11 protein-coding genes are annotated in these 17,915 nt (G+C 61.8%); 6 read left to right on the top strand and 5 right to left on the bottom strand.

Annotation, left to right across the window (positions count from 1 at the left end; translation table 11 throughout):
- Positions 1 to 4: 4 nt before the first annotated feature.
- From SMD31_RS17830 to SMD31_RS17820, 3 genes are read left to right on the top strand one after another with little or no spacing between them, the layout of a single operon-like run.
- Positions 5 to 1,126, top strand: a complete 1,122-nt coding sequence (locus tag SMD31_RS17830; RefSeq protein ID WP_320502280.1) for an ABC transporter ATP-binding protein — start codon at positions 5 to 7, stop codon at positions 1,124 to 1,126.
- 30 nt (positions 1,127 to 1,156) lie between these two features.
- Entirely contained in the window at positions 1,157 to 1,954 is a 798-nt protein-coding gene (locus SMD31_RS17825; RefSeq protein WP_320502279.1) for a BtpA/SgcQ family protein, read from the top strand.
- Positions 1,955 to 1,963: 9 nt separating this feature from the next.
- The gene (locus tag SMD31_RS17820) at positions 1,964 to 3,469 is read left to right on the top strand and encodes an FGGY-family carbohydrate kinase (protein ID WP_320502278.1); all 1,506 of its coding nucleotides are present in this window, start codon (positions 1,964 to 1,966) and stop codon (positions 3,467 to 3,469) included.
- 47 nt (positions 3,470 to 3,516) lie between these two features.
- On the opposite strand, the gene SMD31_RS17815 is transcribed toward SMD31_RS17820, so the two are convergent.
- From SMD31_RS17815 to SMD31_RS17805, 3 genes are all read right to left on the bottom strand, one after another.
- On the bottom strand, positions 3,517 to 8,589 hold the full coding sequence (locus tag SMD31_RS17815; protein ID WP_320502277.1) for a calcium-binding protein: 5,073 nt from the start codon (positions 8,587 to 8,589) through the stop codon (positions 3,517 to 3,519).
- Positions 8,590 to 8,955: 366 nt separating this feature from the next.
- Entirely contained in the window at positions 8,956 to 10,944 is a 1,989-nt protein-coding gene (locus SMD31_RS17810) for a hybrid sensor histidine kinase/response regulator (protein WP_320502276.1), read from the bottom strand.
- Between the two features lies 1 nt (position 10,945).
- Entirely contained in the window at positions 10,946 to 11,716 is a 771-nt protein-coding gene (locus tag SMD31_RS17805; protein WP_320502275.1) for a response regulator, read from the bottom strand.
- Positions 11,717 to 12,008: 292 nt separating this feature from the next.
- Here SMD31_RS17805 and SMD31_RS17800 point away from each other — a divergent pair, with 292 nt between their 5' ends.
- Together SMD31_RS17800 and pgmG are read left to right on the top strand one after the other, a co-directional pair.
- Positions 12,009 to 13,535: a class I SAM-dependent methyltransferase gene (locus SMD31_RS17800; RefSeq protein ID WP_320502274.1), complete on the top strand. Its 1,527-nt coding sequence runs from the start codon at positions 12,009 to 12,011 to the stop codon at positions 13,533 to 13,535.
- 51 nt (positions 13,536 to 13,586) lie between these two features.
- The gene (pgmG, locus tag SMD31_RS17795) at positions 13,587 to 14,951 is read left to right on the top strand and encodes a phosphoglucomutase/phosphomannomutase PgmG (RefSeq protein WP_320502273.1); all 1,365 of its coding nucleotides are present in this window, start codon (positions 13,587 to 13,589) and stop codon (positions 14,949 to 14,951) included.
- Here pgmG and fcl read toward each other — a convergent pair.
- Positions 14,938 to 15,891 (bottom strand): GDP-L-fucose synthase, encoded by a 954-nt coding sequence (fcl, locus tag SMD31_RS17790; protein ID WP_320502272.1) that lies wholly within the window; start codon positions 15,889 to 15,891, stop codon positions 14,938 to 14,940. The genes pgmG and fcl overlap by 14 nt on opposite strands.
- Positions 15,888 to 16,958, bottom strand: coding sequence for a GDP-mannose 4,6-dehydratase (gmd, locus tag SMD31_RS17785; RefSeq protein ID WP_320502271.1), 1,071 nt, complete (start codon positions 16,956 to 16,958; stop codon positions 15,888 to 15,890). Before gmd ends, fcl begins: the two co-directional genes overlap by 4 nt.
- Before the next feature lie 379 nt (positions 16,959 to 17,337).
- Here gmd and SMD31_RS17780 point away from each other — a divergent pair.
- The coding region (locus tag SMD31_RS17780) for a hypothetical protein (protein ID WP_320502270.1) at positions 17,338 to 17,915 on the top strand (578 nt) is incomplete at its 3' end.

Genomic DNA, 17,915 nt, shown 5'->3' with positions numbered 1-17,915 from the left:
ACCCATGGCCGGCATTGAGTTAAGGAATATCAGCAAGGTCTATGGCGGTTCGGTCGTCGCCGTCGACGATATCAGCCTGGAGATCAAGGACGGCGAGTTCATGATCTTCCTCGGCCCGTCCGGCTGCGGTAAGTCGACCACCCTGCGCATGATCGGCGGCCTCGAATCGATCTCGAAAGGCGACCTCCTCATCGGCGGCAAGCGCATGAACGATGTCGATCCGGCCGATCGCGATATCGCCATCGTCTTTCAGAACTACGCGCTCTATCCGCATATGACGGTGGCCGGCAATCTCGGCTTCGGCCTCAAGTTGCGCGGTGTCGATCGGGCTGAGATCGAGCGCCGCATCAAGGCGATCTCCAACATGATGGGCATCGAGGCGCTGCTGGAGCGCAAGCCAGCCCAGCTTTCCGGCGGCCAGCGCCAGCGCGTGGCGCTGGGCCGTGCCCTGGTGCGGGAGCCGCAGGCCTTCCTGCTCGACGAGCCGCTCTCGAATCTCGACGCGAAACTGCGTGCGGCGATGCGGACCGAACTCATCAAGCTCCATCACAAGGTCGGCACCACGATCATTCATGTGACGCATGACCAGATCGAAGCCATGACCATGGGGCAGCGCATCTGCATCATGAAGGACGGGCATATCGTTCAAGTGGGCGCGCCGCTCGACGTCTACCGCAACCCGGCCAATACCTTCGTTGCTGGCTTCCTCGCCAGCCCGCCGATGAATCTGCTGGCTGGGCGTCTCGAAGGCATCGGCGGCGGCGATCTTCATGCCCTTGCGGGGGCCGCGCGCCTGCCCATTCCCGATGCCTTCCGCGCCGGCTATGCCAGCCATGCCGGGACCACCATCACAGTCGGGCTGCGGCCTGAGGACTTTCATCTGGCGCCCCTCGCTGGTCGGTCAACACCGGTCGCGGTGCGGACCGTCGCCATTGAGTTGCTGGGGCCGGAGGTCATCCTGGTTGCAGAACTTGGTGGCGCCGGTGGCCCGGAAATCCAGGCACGCATGCCGCGCGATTTCCTGGCGCGGCCCGGCGCCGAGCTCACCCTTCATTACGATTTGACCCAGATCCACCTTTTCGACGGGCAGAGCGGCAACGTGCTGGCACGCCCGCAAATCGCCTGACGCATTCTTTGAGAAAGTAGAGAGCCTGACATGATCAAGACAACCTTCGGCAGCCACAAACCCATCATCGCCATGATCCATTTCGGGCCGCTTCCGGGCTCGCCGCTCTATGACAAGGATGGCGGGATGCAGAAGCTGATCGACCTCGCCGCCGCCGATATCACGGCGCTGCAGAATGGCGGCGTCGATGCGGTCATGTTCGGCAATGAGGGCGACCGCCCGTATCTGCTGAAAGCCTCACCGCAATCGCTGGCCGCGATGTCCTTCGCGGTGGGCGAGCTGAAGCGGATGATCAAGATCCCCTTCGGCGTCAATTACCTTTGGGATCCGGTGGCGAGTGTTGCCCTGGGGGTCGCCAGCGGCGCCCGTTTCGTGCGCGAGATCTTCACCGGCGTCTATGATTCGGATATGGGCCTGTGGGCGCCGGATGCCGCCAGCGCGGTGCGCCTGCGCGCCGACTGCAACCGCTCCGATCTCAAGCTGATGTATAACATCAACGCCGAATTCGCCTCGCCAATCGGGGACCGGTCGATCGCCGCGCGAGCCAAGAGCGCCGTGTTCTCGTCGCTGGCCGATGTCGTGCTGGTCTCCGGCCCGATGACCGGTGAGGCGGTCGAGACCGGCAATCTCACGGTGGTGAAGAACGTCCTCCCTGATACCCCCGTCTTCGCCAATACCGGCGTCAACATCAATAACGTCGCGGATATCCTTGGCATCGCCGATGGTGCTGTCATCGGCACGCATTTCAAGGTCGATGGCGATACCTGGAAGGCGGTCGATCAGGCCCGGGTCAGCCGCTTCATGGACAAGGTCGGCAAGATCCGCTGATAATCGTTCATGGCCTATCTTCTCGGGTTAGACATCGGCACCACGTCGACCATCGGTATCCTGATCGATACCGATGGCGGTTCTCTGGGTGTCGAAAGCCGTCCGGTGACACTTCACTCCGACCATGCCAATTGGTCGGAGGAAGATCCGGCCCAATGGTGGTCGAATGTCGGCGCCATCTGCCAGGCTTTGCTGAAGACGACCGGCATCGCCGCAAAGGATATCGCGGCGGTCGGCGTCACGGGCATGCTGCCCACGGTCATTCTTCTCAACGCAAAGGGCCAACCGCTGCGTCGTTCCATCCAGCAGAACGATGCCCGGGCGACCAAACAACTCGATGTTTTCCGCCAGGGCATGGAGGAGGCGCGCTTCCTCAAACTGTCCGGCACTGGTTACAGCCAGCAACTGGTTGGGCCGAAGTTGATGTGGTTGCGGGAAAACGAGCCGCAGAACTTCGCCGCGGCGAAGCATGTCGTGGGGGCGTCCGATTACATCACCAGCCGCCTCACTGGCACGATCCAGGTCGAGCATAATTGGGCGCTGGAGTCCGGCTTCGTCGGTCTCGCAAGCGGCAACTATGATCCCCAACTGGTCGCCCTGGCCGGCATCGATCCAGCGTTGCTGGCACCGATCCGCAAGAGTCACGAAATCGTCGGCCAGGTGACAGCGGAGGCCGCGACCGCAACGGGCCTTGCTGTCGGGACGCCGGTCGTTGCCGGCTGCGCCGATCACGTCGCCTCTGCCTTCATCTGCGGCGCCGCGCGCAATGGCGATCTGGTGCTGAAATTCGGTGGTGCCGGCGACATTCTGCTCTCCTCCGACAAGCCGGTCGCAGACCGCCGCCTCTTTCTCGACTACCACATCGTGCCGGGGCTCTTCTTTCCCAATGGATGCATGGCGTCGAGCGGCAGCTTTCTCAATTGGATCGTCGCCAATTGGGGTGGCGGTGCCAAGGAACAAGCACAAGCGGCCGGCATCTCGACCCATCAATGGCTCGATCAACAGGCGGTGAGCGTGTCACCGGAGAGCGGCGTGCTGTTCCTGCCCTATTTCTTGGGCGAAAAGACGCCGCTCAACGATCCCCATGCCCGCGGCACTCTGATCGGGCTCGGCCTCAATCACGACATTCGCCACGTCTGGCGTGCGGCACTTGAAGGCGTCGTCTTCGGCTTTCGCCATCATGTCGAAACCTTCCGCGAATGCGGCCTCAGCGTTCAGCGCGTCTTTGCCGCCGATGGTGGCGCCGCCAGCGATCTGTGGCTGCAGATATCGGCCGACGCGCTGGGCCTGCCGGTGACGCGGATCGACCGGCACCCTGGTTCCTCCCTGGGTGCGGCCTTTGTCGCTGGTTTCGGCATCGATGCATTCAAGGATTGGCACGACATCGCCGATTATGTGGCGCCAGGTCGTGTCTTTGAACCAGAAGCCCGGGCTCACCAAGCGCTCGATCGCAAATACGCACTCTGGCGCGACACCTATACCCGACTGCAGAGTCTCTATCCTGCTCTTGGATAGTGACCGGCGCCCGCTGGAGGGGACAGCGAGCGCCGGCATCGTGGGGATCAATGCGAGATGACGAGATGGTCCCCGAGAATGGTCGCCAGATCCTGCATGCCATTCACCTGGCCGCCGGTCCAGCCGCTGACGGCGATCTGCGAGGCGCCGTCATTCCAAGAAATCGTCAGCGTGCTGCCGCTCGACGTCGCTTCATAACCGGCATCCAGCAGATCCTGCAAATCGCCGCCGGCGCCATTGAAGATATCGCCGAACTCCAAGCGGTCTTCGCCAAACTTGAAGTCGGTGATTTTGTCCAAACCGGTGTCGGCATGATTGAACAGGAAGCTGTCTGTATCTTTGCCGCCGGTCAAAGTGTCGTTGCCGGCGCCACCATAGAGCGCGTCCTGTCCATCGCCACCGAGCAACGTGTCGTTGCCATCATAGCCGAGCAGCGTGTCGTCGCCGACACCGCCATCCAGCTTGTCGTCGCCGGAACCGCCATTCAGCTCGTCCTTGCCAATGCCGCCCGTTATGGTGTCGTTGTCAGCACCGCCGTCCAGATTGTCATCGCCAGCACCGCCATCGAGAATGTCGTTGCCGGCCTCGCCCATCAGGACGTCGCCATCGTCCTCGCCCTTCAGCGTATCGTTGCCGGTGCCACCCCAGATATTGTCCGTACCGATGCCGCCATAGATCGTGTCATTGTCTTCGTCGCCATAGAGTTTGTCGTTGCCACCATCGCCCCAGATCTGGTCGGCGCCCTTGCCGCCATGGACCTCGTCAATGTCGGCGCCGCCATAGGCCTTGTCGTTGCCGGTGCCGGCCCAGATCGTGTCATTGCCGTCGCCACCATAGAGCGTGTCGCTCCAGTCACCCGCGGTCAGAGTGTCGTTACCGATGCCGCCGTCGAGCAGATTATTGCCGTAGATGTCCCAGAGGCTATCATTGCCGGCTCCGCCATAAAGCTTGTCACCGCCTTCACCGCCATCGAGCGAGTCGTCGCCGCCACGCCCATCCAGGACATCGTCGCCGAGACTGCCATAAAATTCATTGGCATTGTTGTCGCCGTAAAACTTGTCGGCAAACTTGGAGCCAAAGAACTTCTCGATATTGACGTAAGTATCACCAGCCGCGAAGCCGGTGTTCAAGTTGCTGGAGGCCAGATCAACCGTCACGCCTGCCGTGGCATTGACGAACGTCATATAGTCATAGTCACCACCACCATCAATCGTGTCGGCGCCGAGATCGGCGTAGATATGATCTTCGCCTTTGCCGCCCTTCAAGGTGTCGTTGCCGGCGCCGCCATAAAGATGATCCGCGTCATCACCGCCATCGATGATGTCATTGCCATCCTCGCCGTAGAGATAGTCATTGCCGGCCCCGCCGGTCATGGTGTCATTGCCGGCCCCACCCTTGAAGCTAGTGTTGTTGGCGTTACCGATCAGTGTGTCGTCATATTGGCCGGTGGCGATGATCAGGCTGCCCTGATACTTGTCGTTCTGGGCCCAGCCCGTGCTTTTCGAGGTATTCGTGAGGTCGATAGTCATCGCGGCGCCGAAATCGACATAGCTGACCACATCGTCAGAACTGAAGTCGTTGTTGATATAGGTGTCGTCGCCCTCGCCACCATAGAGGACGTCATTGCCCTCCCCACCATCGATGATGTCGTTGCCCTTGCCGCCATAGAGCTTGTCGTTGCCGGCGCCGCCGGCCAGGACATCATTGCCCTCGCCGCCGTCCAGGATATCATCGCCGCCGAAGCCGACGAGCCAGTTATCGGCATTGTCGCCGATCATCTTGTCACCAAAGCTCGACCCGACGATCTCTTCGATATTGACGAACTTATCGCCGGCTGCGTCACCGCCGGTATTTACGCCGGTCAGCAGATTGATCGTCACTGCTGCGGTCGAGTTGGCATAGCTTGCGATGTCTAGGCCGGTTTGGGTGCCGCCATCCAGCAGGTCGGCACCAGCGCCACCTTCCAGGATATCATCGCCGGCATTGCCATAGAGCTTGTCGTTGCCGCCCTTGCCGTAGATATCGTTATTGTTTCCGTCACCGCTGATGTCGTCGGCATAATTCGACCCGACCACATTCTCCACATCCTTGTAGGTATCGCCGCTGGCGTCACCAGCCGTGCCGAAGCCAAGCAACAGACTGACCGTGACGCCGGCCGTGGCGGTGCGATAGGTGACGGTGTCTTCGTCGGTGCCACCGTCGAACTTGTCACCGCCGGCACCGCCATCAAGCAAATCCTCGCCCGCGCCGCCGAAAATCTGGTCGTTGCCGGCTTCACCCAGCAGCTCGTCATCGCCAGCATCGCCGTAAAGCTTGTCGTTATCGGCGCCGCCAGAGAGGTAATCGAAAACATCGCCGCCGGACAGAGTGTCTTCACCGGCCTCACCATAGAGCTTGTCGACGCCTTGACCGCCGCCCAGGTAATCATTGCCGGCGCCACCCTTCATGGTGTCGTCGCCGACCTGGCCATACATGTCATCCGAGCCGACGCCGCCTTCGAGGCTGTCGTTGCCATCGCCGCCATCCAGGGTGTCGTCGCCGATGCCGCCGATCAGCTTGTCGTTCTGCGCGCCACCTTCGAGGGTGTCGTTGCCGTCACCGCCATCAAGCGTGTCGTTGCCGTCTTCGCCTTTCAGGGTGTCGTTGTCGGCCCCGCCCAAGAGCTTGTCGTCGCCCGTCCCGCCCAGCAATGTGTCTTTGCCGGCGCCACCATCGAGCGTGTCGTTGTCCTCGTCGCCATGGAGTTCGTCATCGCCAAGGCCGCCGAGCAGGCTGTCGTTGCCGACGCCGCCTGAGATCGCGTCATTGTCGGCGCCGCCATCCAGGACGTCATTGCCGACTTCACCGTAGAGCGTGTCCTTGCCGAGACCGCCCAGCAGCTTGTCGTTGCCGATCCCGCCCCACAGGGTGTCTTCACCCTCGCCACCATCCAGCGTGTCGTTGTCCTCATTGCCGTAGAGCTGATCATCGCCAGCTTCGCCCAGAATGGTATCCAGGCCCAGGCCACCACTGACCACGTCGGCGCCGCCACCGGCATTCACCTTGTCGTTGCCGTCGAGCATAAAGAATTGATTGTCGCTCAGGTCGCCGACAAATGTGTCGCCGAATTTCGAGCCATAGAAGTACTCGATGCCTGAAAAAGCGTCGCCCTTGGCGTCACCGGCGCTGAGATTGGCGTTGGCCAAGTTGAGCGTCACGCCGGCGAGGGCGCTGCCATAGGAAGCCGAATCCGTGCCATTGCCACCGACAAACTGGTCGGCACCGGCGCCGCCGTCCAGCCAGTCATCGTTATCGCCGCCCTCCAAATAGTCGTTGCCGGCGCCACCATAGAGGAAATCGACGTTGGACCCGCCCAGAATGCTGTCGTTGCCGCCTTCGCCCCAGGCATCGCCGCCGCCGTCCATGGTGAAGATGCCATCGTTGCCATCACCGCCATAGATCTTGCTGGCACTGGTGTTGCTGCCGACCAGGCTATCGGCGAACTTCGATCCGATCAGCCCCTCGATGCTGGTAAAGGTGTCGCCGATTGCTTCGCCGACAGGCGCATTGGGGTCCATGGGATTCAGGCTTGCGTACACGGCCTCGGTGGCATAGCGATAGCTGGCATAGTCGAAACCGGTGCCGCCATTGAGCTTGTCACTGCCATTGCCGCCGATCAGCTCGTCATTGTCGCCGCCGCCAAAGAGTTCGTCATCGCCCCAACCGCCGAGGACGGTGTCATTGCCGTCGTCGCCATAGACCTTGTCCTGATTGTCGCCGCCATCGACGATGTCGTCACCAGAATCGCCGTAGACATAATCGTCGCCGCTTTGGCCCGACAGTTTGTCATTGCCGATGCCGCCATAGAGATAGTCGTCTCCGTCACCGCCGTTGACCGTATCGTTATCGGCGCCGCCATAGAGTTTGTCCTTGCCCCAGCCGCCGTCGATTGTGTCGTTGCCGCTATCGCCATAAAGGTTGTCTTCACCGCTCAGGCCAATGATCGTGTCATTGCCGTTTGCGCCGCTAATCTTGTTGCCAAGCTCGCTGGCGGTCATCTTGTCGTTGAAGTTCGAGCCCTCGAATTCCTCGATGCCGCTGAACTTGTCGCCCGCCGCATCGCCGGCATGGACCTTGGTCTGGAGGTTGAGGGTAATGCCGGCCGTCGCACTTGCATAAGTCGCGACATCGTAGCCAGCACCGCCTTCGATGTTGTCGGCGCCGGCGCCGCCATCCAGCAAATCGTCATCTTCGCCGCCGTCGAGTTCGTCGGCCCCAGCGCCGCCGAGAAGCTGGTCGAAGCCCTTGCCGCCATAGAGCTTGTCCGCGCCACCGCCACCATTGAGAACGTTGTCGATCTTGTTGCCGGTCAGAATGTCGTTATAGCCACTGCCAGTGAGGTTTTCGATGCTGACATAGATGTCCCCCGCGGCATCGGTGCCGGCGCCATTCTGCGACGCATCGGCAAGGTTCGCCGTGACGCCCTTGGTCGATTTGGCATAGGAGGCCGTATCGCTGTCAGCGCCGCCTTCCAGCTTGTCGGCGCCGGCGCCACCCTCCAGCACGTCGTCGCCCTGGTTGCCCTGCAGCCAGTCATTGCCGGCGCCGCCAGCGAACTGGTCGCTGTTCATGCCGCCGACAATCTTGTCGCTGCCCGCGCCACCATCGACCAGGCCCGTCAAAGCTTTGGCGTCGATATAGTCGTCATAGGCCGTGCCGACATGGGTCTTGGTGGCGGCGTTATAGAGCGGGGTGGTGTCAGGCAGATAGTTGATGGTCAGCGTCGCAGTGTCTGTGGCGCCTTTGCCGTCCTCGATCTGGTAGGTAAAGACGTCCGATGCCGAGAGCCCGCTCGCATTGACATCCCAGATGTCAGCGGTGGTGTTGCCACTAACGTTGCGTTGATAGGTGTAGCTGCCATCGGCTTTGATCGTCAGCTGACCCCAGGCGGTGAAGAGTTGCACGCCATCGGCATCGACATTGAACGTGTTGTTGTTGAAGGTGACCATGGTCACCTTGCTCGGCGCCGCCCCGATGTCCTTGCCCGCAATGCCGGTCAGCGTGTTGAGGCCTGTCAAGACGTTGCCGGCGGCTGCGCCATCGGTGGTCCGGTCAAAATCATTGAGGGCGATGTCGGTCATAGCTCTTCTCTCTCGCTTTGGTTTGCATCTGGCCCACGGTCGTCCAGCACCTCTTCTTCGAGATGAGTCGACGCGGGCCCAGGCTTGGACGTTTTGGTGGTTATTCGCGTTCGGTGACGCGGGTCACATAAAGTCGTATTTGAAAGTAGACTTATGGCAACACCGCTCACCCCGGCGCATGGCGAGACTTTGGCGTGCTTCTGTTTCTGCCGAATTTCGCCGCGCCCGGATTTGTGTTTCTATTGTTTCAAACGGGCAGTTTTTGTGGAAATTATGACCGGACCGCAGATGACAGCCCTGTCATTGACGGTTTCTGTGCGCCGGATGTGGATTTGGCCGCCGCCCATGTGGAAACGCGCAGGGGAATCAGGCGGTGAGGGCGAGACCCGCCAGAACGGCTGCCACATGCTGGCGTATGTCTTTGGGGGTAAAGGGCTTTTCGATCACGGGCCGATCGATTTCGGCCAGGAAGCGGCTGCTGGCCGGCCCCAAGGTGTCACCCGTCACCAGAATCACGCGGCTGGCGAGGGAAGGCTGATTTGCCGCCAGCCAGCGGTAAAAACGCATGCCGTCTTCGTCAGGCATACGCAGATCGCACAAGACCACGTCGAAGGCTGGGGCCTGCCCTTGCTCCAGCAACTGACGCGCAGCCTTGCCGGTGGGGGCGAGGGCGCTGTCGAAACCGTCATGGCGCAGAATTTCCGCCAGCATCGCGGCAATTTCCGGTTCGTCATCCACGATCAGCGCGCGACGGCGGACAGGTGTTGCCTGTTTCGGGTTGACCTTGGCACCAGCTGGGGCAGCAGTTTCCGGGAGCTCCCCCTTGGCGACCGGCAGCAGAATTTCGAAGGTGGCGCCACCGCCATTCCCGGGCAGCAAGGTCAAGGAACCGCCATGCCCCTCAATCATGCCGCGCGACACGGCAAGGCCAATACCGGTGCCGATGCCGACGGGTTTGGTGGTGAAGAAGGGATCGAAGATCCGGGAGCGGATGTCATCGGGGACACCCGGACCTGTATCGCTGACCTGGATCACCACGGATGCGCGGACTGGGTCAGGGTAGGCACGAACCGTGACGCGCTTTTCGCCGCTGCTCGACTCCAATGCCTGTTGCGCATTGAGGATCAGGTTGACGATGACCTGGTGCAACTGATCGGCATCGCCAAGCAGGGCCGGCAGGCCGGGGTCGATATGCGGCTCGACGGTGACACTGCTGGTCTTGAGCGTATAGCCCAGCAAATCGATGGCGGCAGTGACGAGATCCGAAACCAGGATTCGACGCCGTTCCGCCTTGCGCTGCCGGGCGATTGCCAGGAACGAGCGCACGATCTTTGCGCAGCGCTCGGCCGCCACCTCGATCTGGCGCGCGCGATTGGCCAAGGCCACGGCATCCTTGCCCGCAACGCCATCCGAGAGATCCTCGCCCAGCATCAAGGCCTGACCGATGACGATGGAAAGCGGATTATTAAGCTCGTGGGCGACCCCGGCCAGCAAGGAGCCCAGCGCTGCCAGCTTTTCGTTCTGATAGAGCGTTTCGCGCTGCCGCTCGATCTCGGCCGCGGCGTTTCGTGCCGGCGTCAGGTCGCGCAGATAGGCCGTGAACAAGCGCCGTCCCGGCAGGCTGACCTCGGTGATCGCCAGTTCGACCGGAATGATGGAATGGTCGGCGCGCATCGCCTCGACCTCAACGCGCCGGCCGATGACATTGCCGTTCCCGGTCTTCAGATAGCGCTCGAACCCGGCGCTGTGCTGGCTGCGCAGATGCGGCGGCACGATCAATTCGCTGATCGGCCGGCCGATGACGTCCGCCTGGCGGTAACCGAAGGTCTGTTCGGCCATGGGATTGAAGCTGACCACCCGCGCCTCTGCGTCGATGACGACGACGCAATCAAGTGCGGACGCAACGACGGCGGCATTGACGGCTTCGGCACCGCGCAGGGCCGAGCGCTGCGCTTCCAATTCCTCCTCACGCAATGTCAGATCCGTGAGGTCATGGATCACCACATAGTAACCGTCCGTTTCGCCGCTGGCGGAGACGAGCGGCACATAGGTGCGCTGCAGGTAGCAGCGATGGCCGTCGTCATGCGTTTCCCACGCCTCGAAACGCGCTTCATGGCCGCTGGCCGCGCGCTCTGCATGGGGTGCCAGCTGGCTCCAGATCTCGGCCCCGAGAATTTCGGCGACACGATGGCCGACGACCTGCCCGGCAGATTTGCCCATCAACGCCAGATAGCGCCGGTTCGCATAGCGGCAATTGTGTTCCCTGTCGAACAACGCGACCGGTGTCGGCATGGCATCAAGAATTGACTTCAGGTCGCGGTCGTCTTCCGCCTTGCGCGTGGCGAGCTCGGTCACGTCAATAGCCTCCCTCGCGGCCTTCAGATACCCGCCGGCCGGGTGTCACAAAGATATAGCCGACGCCACGTTCCGTCTTGATGATCTGCGGTTTCGCCGGATCGCGTTCGATCTTGCGGCGCAGCCTTGTAATTCGGATGTCGATGCTGCGGTCGAACGGCTCCATCTCGCGGTTATGGGCGAGGTCGAGCAGGCGGTCCCGGCTCAGCACCTGGTTGGGATGGCGGGCGAAGGCCTGCAGCAAATCGAACTCCATCGCCGTCAGGCGATCTTCCCGCCCATCCGGGTGCAGCAGCCGGCGCCCCTTGAGGTCAAGCACCACATCGCCGAACGCCACGGACTCGTCCCCCGCCGTGCCGGCTTGCCCGTTGCCGCCACTGGCGCTGCCAGCCCGGCGCATGACCGCCTGTATACGCGCACGCAGTTCGCGAAGGTCGAAGGGTTTGGTGACGTAATCATCGGCCCCCGACTCCAATCCGACCACGCGGTCGACGACTTCATCCAAGGCCGTCAGCATGATGATCGGCAGCGTCGGGTGCGCCGCGCGCAAGCGGCGGGCGATTGAGAACCCGTCCTCTTCGGGCATGGTGACATCGAGCAGGACCAGATCCGGCTGCCCGCTGGCGAAATGCTGGTCCAGTTCACGTCCGCCACCGGCGCTGGCCACGGCAAAACCATGGCGTGCAAGATACTCCGCCACCATCTGGCGCAGGTCCGGCTCGTCATCAACCACTAGAACCCGCTTGGCTGCGGCGATACTCGGCTTATCCATGCAGTCGGTCATGTTCGGGGAATGCGACGCTTAGTTGTCCGATACCGCAGCGCCAGGGTCAAGCATCGATCTTTCGCAGGCGGTGACCGACCGCGACGCACCGCGCACCGGCTGCAATAATATAACATTGACCAAAGAGGCGCCTTTGGGCCCGGATGGCCAAGGCTCATTGGCGCCCCAATGTCCGGTCCCAGTTCGGCAAAGAACGTGGCCGGCAAAGAGAGTTGCTGGCGTTTCCCAGGAAATGCCACTAATAGGCAATGGGATCTAACACGTGGGGGAGAGAGCGTTCATGACGGCGGATTGGACACAAGGATATGTCACGGAGACCCTCTATACCGACGGGTTCTTCCGGGAGCTGTCGCCGGCTTGGCTGAACTATGTAGCCGCCCTGAAAGGCTGTTTGCCCATCCCGCTCGACCGACCCTTCACCTATCTCGAACTCGGTTGCGGCCTGGGCCGCAGCGCCACCGTCTTTGCCGGCGCCTTTCCACAGGCCCGCTTCATCGGCGTCGATTTCAACCCTGCCCATATCGCCCTGGCGCGCCGCTACGCCGAAGCGATCGGCGTCGACAATATTTCGTTTCTTGAGCGGGGCTTTGCCGATCTCCAGTCGTCGGAACTGCCGGAATGCGACTTCATCGTGCTGCACGGCGTCTATACCTGGGTGAATGCCACCGCCCGGGCCGAGATCCGGCGCATCATCCGCGAGAACCTGAAGCCGGGTGGACTGGTCTATGTCAGCTACAACTCTCTCCCGGGCTGGGCGGCGGCATCGCCCTTGCGCAAGCTGATGGTCGAAATCGCCGCCGACACGCATGGCGACCGGGCCGAAGCCGTCGGGCCGGCCCTCGATCTGATGGAAGAACTGAATGGCGTTAACTTCGCCTATCTCAAAACCAATCCGTCGACGGCCCAGACGCTGAAGACCCTCAAGGCGCGCGGCAAGAATTATCTGGCGCACGAGTTCCTGAACTCGGAATGGAAGCTTTTCTACAGTGTCGATATCGCGGACGAAATGGCCGACGCCAAGTTGACCTATCTGGGGTCCGCGACCCTCGCTGAAAATCACGTGGAATACCTGGTCGACAAGGGAACGGCCGAGAAGATCAATACCCAGCGCTCGCCAAGGCTGCGCCAATTGCTTCTCGATTATGCGATCAACCAGCGTTTCCGCCGCGATGTCTTCGTCCGCGGGCACCAGCGTCTGGACGGGATTGAACGTGAAGTGGCCCTGGGGGCGATCCCGCTGGGCTCGCTCATTCCCGAAAGCCAGTTCACGGCCAAGGCCAAGGTCGGCAACCGTGAGGTCACTTTCGCCGAGAAGCTGTTTCCGCTCATCAAGGATGCGGTCAAGGAGCGCCCCAGAACGATCGCCGATCTGCGGCGCATCTGCAGCGCGGCCGCGGATCGGCCGGCCAATGTCGATCACTTGCTGGCGACACTCACGGCTGCCGGCCATCTGACGCCGTTTGCGCGCCTTTCCTCGGCCGATGGGAATCGCCTGGCGAGCGTCAACAAATCGGTTCTCGACCTCGCCGTGGCGACCAAATCCCGGCAGCAGATGATTTCTGCCTTGGCCGGCACCGGCATTGCCGTCGACGCGGTCGAGGCAATTCTCTATGAGGCGTATCTGGCCGGCGCAAAGACCGCCAAAGCCCTTGAGAAGCGGCTGCTGCAACGGCTTCATGAAGTGGGCCTGTCGCTCAGCAAACGCGGCCAACCGACAAAGACGGTCGAGGAGCAGCAGGCAATTGCCGGCGAGATTGTCGTGCGTTTCCTGGCCGAGAAATCCGCCATCCTGGCGCAGCTGGGGTGATGACCAGATGCGCCGATTGGTGGTGACGGCGTTCAAGTGAGGATGCAAGGCATGTTGTCGTCGATCTTCCGTGAATACGACATTCGCGGAATTGTTGGGGATACCCTGACCGTGGAAATCGCCCAAGGCATCGGCCGGGCCTTTGGCAGCATGATTGCCGACACGGGCCTCGCTGCGCCGCGCATCTGCATCGGTTGCGATGGTCGGCTGAGTTCACCCGCCTTGAAAGCGGCGGTCGTGGCGGGGCTGACGGCAAGCGGCGCCGAGGTGATCGACGTCGGCTTGGGCCCAACCCCTATGCTCTATTTCGCGGTCAATCATCTTGTGGCTGATGCCGGCATCATGATCACCGGCTCGCATAACCCGCCCAGCCACAATGGCTTCAAGATGATGATCGGCCGCAAGCCGTTCTATGGCGCACAGATTCAAGAGCTCGGGCAGCGGATTGCCAGCGGCAAGCTGGGCCAAGGCCGCGGTTCGGCGCGGACCCTGGACGTGATGGATACCTATGTGTCGCGGCTGCTGGCCGATGCCGGTGACTTCAGCGGCATGGCCATCGGGTGGGACGCCGGCAACGGCGCGGCGGGCGACGCCATGAAGGCGTTGACGGCCAGGCTCGGCGGTCGCCATGTGCTTCTGAATGAGCGGATCGACGGCACCTTCCCGGCCCACCATCCGGACCCGACCGAGCCGCATAATCTCGTCCAATTGCAGCAAGCCGTGATCGATCAGAAGCTGGATCTCGGCATTGCCTTCGACGGTGACGGGGACCGGATCGGCGCCATCGACGCCAGGGGGCGGATCGTTTCCGGCGATCAGTTGCTTGCCATTCTGGCCAAGGAGGTCTTGTCCGACCGGCCCGGTGCCACCATCATCGCCGATGTGAAAGCCAGCCAGACCTTGTTTGACGAAGTGGCGCGTCTGGGTGGCAAGCCCTTGATGTGGCGCACCGGCCATTCGCTGATCAAGACCAAGATGGCCGAAACCAATTGTCCGCTGGCCGGCGAGATGAGCGGGCACATCTTCTTTGCCGATCGTTATTTCGGCTATGACGATGCGCTCTACGCGGCCGTTCGCTTGCTGGGTGCCATCAAGCGCAGCGGGGGCAGCTTGGCTGCCTTGCGCGACGCCTTGCCAGCGGCCGTCAACACGCCAGAGATCCGCATCGATTGCCCGGAAGAGCGCAAATTCGCCGTGGTGGCCGAGGTGCGCGATCGGCTGCAAGCGCGCGGTGCCTCGTTCAACGACATCGACGGCGTGCGCGTGCAGAACGGGAGCGGCTGGTGGCTCCTGCGCGCATCGAACACGCAAGCGATCCTGGTCGGCCGGGCAGAGGCGGCGGACGCCAAGGCCCTTGCCGCGCAGATGGCGGAATTGCGCAGCGAGCTCGCCTTAAGCGGCGTTACGCTGCCCTAGCATTGGCAAGATACCAGTCATAAGTCGCGGCAATGCCGGACCGTAGATCGGTTTTTGCCTGCCAGCCCAGCGCGCTCAGGCGCGAGACATCGAGGAGCTTGCGCGGTGTCCCATCCGGCTTGGAGCGGTCGAAGGCAAAGCGCCCGCGATAGCCGACGATGTCCGCGATCGTGCCGGCCAGTTCGGCGATGGTGACATCGCTGCCGGTACCGACATTGAGCGGAATCTCACCCTCATAATGCTGAATCAGGAACACACAGGCGTCGGCCAGATCGTCGACATGCAGAAACTCGCGCCGCGGTTCACCGCTGCCCCAGATGGGCACTTCCGCGGCGCCGCTCACCTTGGCTTCGTGGATCTTGCGCAACAAGGCGGGCAATACGTGGCTCGATTGCAAATCGAAGTTATCGTTGGGGCCGTAAAGATTGGTCGGCATGCAGCTGATGAAATTGCTGCCATACTGGCGGCGATAGGCCTGGCACAGCTTCAGCCCGGCGATCTTGGCAATCGCGTACCATTCGTTGGTTGGCTCCAGCGGGCCGGTCAGCAGGGATTCCTCTTGAATCGGCTGCGGCGCCATTTTCGGGTAGACGCAGGACGAACCCAGGAACAGCAGCTTGCGCACCCCGATCTCATGGGCAGCGGCGATGATGCTGTTTTCAATGGCCAGATTGTCGAGCAGGAATTCGGCGGGGCGAATGCTGTTCTCCAGGATGCCGCCAACCTTGGCAGCCGCCACGAAAACGATGTCCGGTTTCTGCGCCTTCATCCAGCGCAGGGTGGCATGCGGGTCGCGAAGATCGGCCTCGGCACGGGCGACCGTGAGGACGCTGCAATCTTCGCGCGCGAGGCGCCGCTGGATCGCCGAGCCAACCATGCCGCGATGGCCCGCCACCCAGATGCGGGCACCGCGCAACTCCGTGGCTGGTACGGCGCTCACACCAGATATCCTTTGAAGTCGGGTTCGGATCGCAGCAGCTTCAAATCGGCCGTAACCATTTCCTGGACCAGATCGCCGAACTTCACCTGCGGCTCCCAGCCGAGCAGGCGCTTGGCCTTGGCAGCATCGCCCAGCAGCAATTCGACCTCGGTCGGGCGGAAATAGCGCGGATCGATGGCCACGACCTGGCGGCCAGACTTACGGTCGATACCGGTCTCATCGACGCCCTTGCCGCGCCAGTCGACCTCGATGCCGACATGGGAAAAGGCCAGTTCGACGAATTCACGCACCGAATACATCTTGCCCGTGGCGAGGACGAAATCCTCCGGCGCGTCGTGCTGCAGCATGCGCCACATGCCATCGACATAATCCCGTGCATGACCCCAGTCGCGCTTGGCGTCGAGATTGCCCAAATAGAGGCATTCCTCGCGTCCCAGGCTGATATTGGCGACGGCGCGGGTGATCTTGCGGGTCACGAAGGTTTCGCCGCGGATCGGGCTCTCATGGTTGAAGAGGATGCCGTTGACCGCGAACATGCCATAGGCCTCGCGGTAATTGACGGTGATCCAGTAGGCATAGAGCTTGGCTGCGGCATAGGGGCTGCGCGGATAAAAGGGGGTCGTCTCGCGCTGCGGCGTCTCCTGCACCTTGCCGAACAGCTCCGAGGTCGAGGCCTGGTAGAACCGCGTCTTGCGTTCCAGGCCCAGAATGCGGATGGCCTCCAGCAGGCGCAAGGTACCGATGCCGTCGGCATTGGCGGTGTATTCCGGGGTCTCGAAACTGACCTGAACGTGGCTCTGGGCCGCCAGATTGTAGATCTCGTCGGGCTGCGTCTCCTGAACGATGCGGATCAGGTTGGTGGCATCCGTCATGTCACCATAATGCAGGTGGAACGGCTCACCTTCCACATGGGGGTCATGATAGAGGTGGTCGATGCGGGCGGTGTTGAAGGACGACGATCGCCGCTTAACCCCGTGAACGATGTAGCCTTTTTCGAGCAGGTGGCGTGCGAGAAAGGCGCCGTCCTGGCCGGTGATGCCGGTAATCAATGCCACTTTCTGGGTCATCGCGAGCCGTTCCAATCGAATAAGCCGTGTGCAAGGCGCTCACGTTTATCTGGGGGGTGCGGCAAACACAATATTCTCTCGCCGCTTACCCCACTGAAGCGCCGCCCTGCCGCCTTATATATTTCAAGACGAGTCCCGGCTGCTGGTGTGAGTCACCGGGCAAGACAACTACCTTGCAATTTTTCGATAGCAGCCCTGCTATACGGCCGGAAAATAGGACCAGTGTCATATTTCGCAGGAAATTCGGGGAAATAAAACGCCATTGAGTACACATTCCCGCCCCATCTTAGGGGTCTGTTAGTTAATACCGTATACGCATTTGGGTGGTTTAGACCGATTTTGCGCGGCCGGACGCCGTGCAAACCGACAGGAGCTGTAAATGTCGCTTGTTACCGGTACCGCCTCGAATGACACCCAGAACTTCAATCCGGGCGACGATTACAATCTAAGCGCGGGAACCGACACGCTCGTTTTCAATCAAACGGATGCGGACCTCACGTCGACCGCTCTGACCAGTGTCGAAGTCCTGAAGGCAGGCGTCAGCACCGCGACGACCTTTACCGTGGATGCGAACGACCTGGCGTCGGGAGGTTCCGTCGTCGGTAGCAGCGGCAGCGACACGCTGATCATCGACAGCACAGCCTTCGATCTCACCAGCACCACCCTGACCAGCATCGAACAGTTGGTCGCCGGACAGAACACGGACACGACCTTTACGGTCGATGCGGCCGATTTGGCCGCGGGCGGCAGTGTCATCGGCAGCAGCGGCAACGACACGCTGATCATCAAGGGTACCGCGTTCAATCTGACCAGCACCACGCTGACCGACGTCGAGATTCTGCAGGCTGGCTCCACGGCCGCCACGACCTTCACCGTCGATCAGGCGGACCTTGCCGTCGGCGGATCGGTGCTTGGCAATGGCAGCGCCGTCGCGGACACGCTGATCGTCAAATCGGC

The sequence above is a fragment of the Dongia rigui genome, from assembly GCF_034044635.1.
In the GTDB taxonomy this organism is placed as follows: Bacteria; Pseudomonadota; Alphaproteobacteria; order Dongiales; family Dongiaceae; genus Dongia; species Dongia rigui.
This window is presented reverse-complemented; position numbering and strand designations above follow the sequence as displayed.

Coding starts and splice junctions, on each gene's coding strand:
- SMD31_RS17830 (WP_320502280.1), top strand. CDS start 5: ATGGCCGGCATTGAGTTAAGGAATATCAGCAAGGTCTATGGCGGTTCG.
- SMD31_RS17825 (WP_320502279.1), top strand. CDS start 1,157: ATGATCAAGACAACCTTCGGCAGCCACAAACCCATCATCGCCATGATC.
- SMD31_RS17820 (WP_320502278.1), top strand. CDS start 1,964: ATGGCCTATCTTCTCGGGTTAGACATCGGCACCACGTCGACCATCGGT.
- SMD31_RS17815 (WP_320502277.1), bottom strand. CDS start 8,589: ATGACCGACATCGCCCTCAATGATTTTGACCGGACCACCGATGGCGCA.
- SMD31_RS17805 (WP_320502275.1), bottom strand. CDS start 11,716: ATGGATAAGCCGAGTATCGCCGCAGCCAAGCGGGTTCTAGTGGTTGAT.
- SMD31_RS17800 (WP_320502274.1), top strand. CDS start 12,009: ATGACGGCGGATTGGACACAAGGATATGTCACGGAGACCCTCTATACC.
- pgmG (WP_320502273.1), top strand. CDS start 13,587: ATGTTGTCGTCGATCTTCCGTGAATACGACATTCGCGGAATTGTTGGG.
- gmd (WP_320502271.1), bottom strand. CDS start 16,958: ATGACCCAGAAAGTGGCATTGATTACCGGCATCACCGGCCAGGACGGC.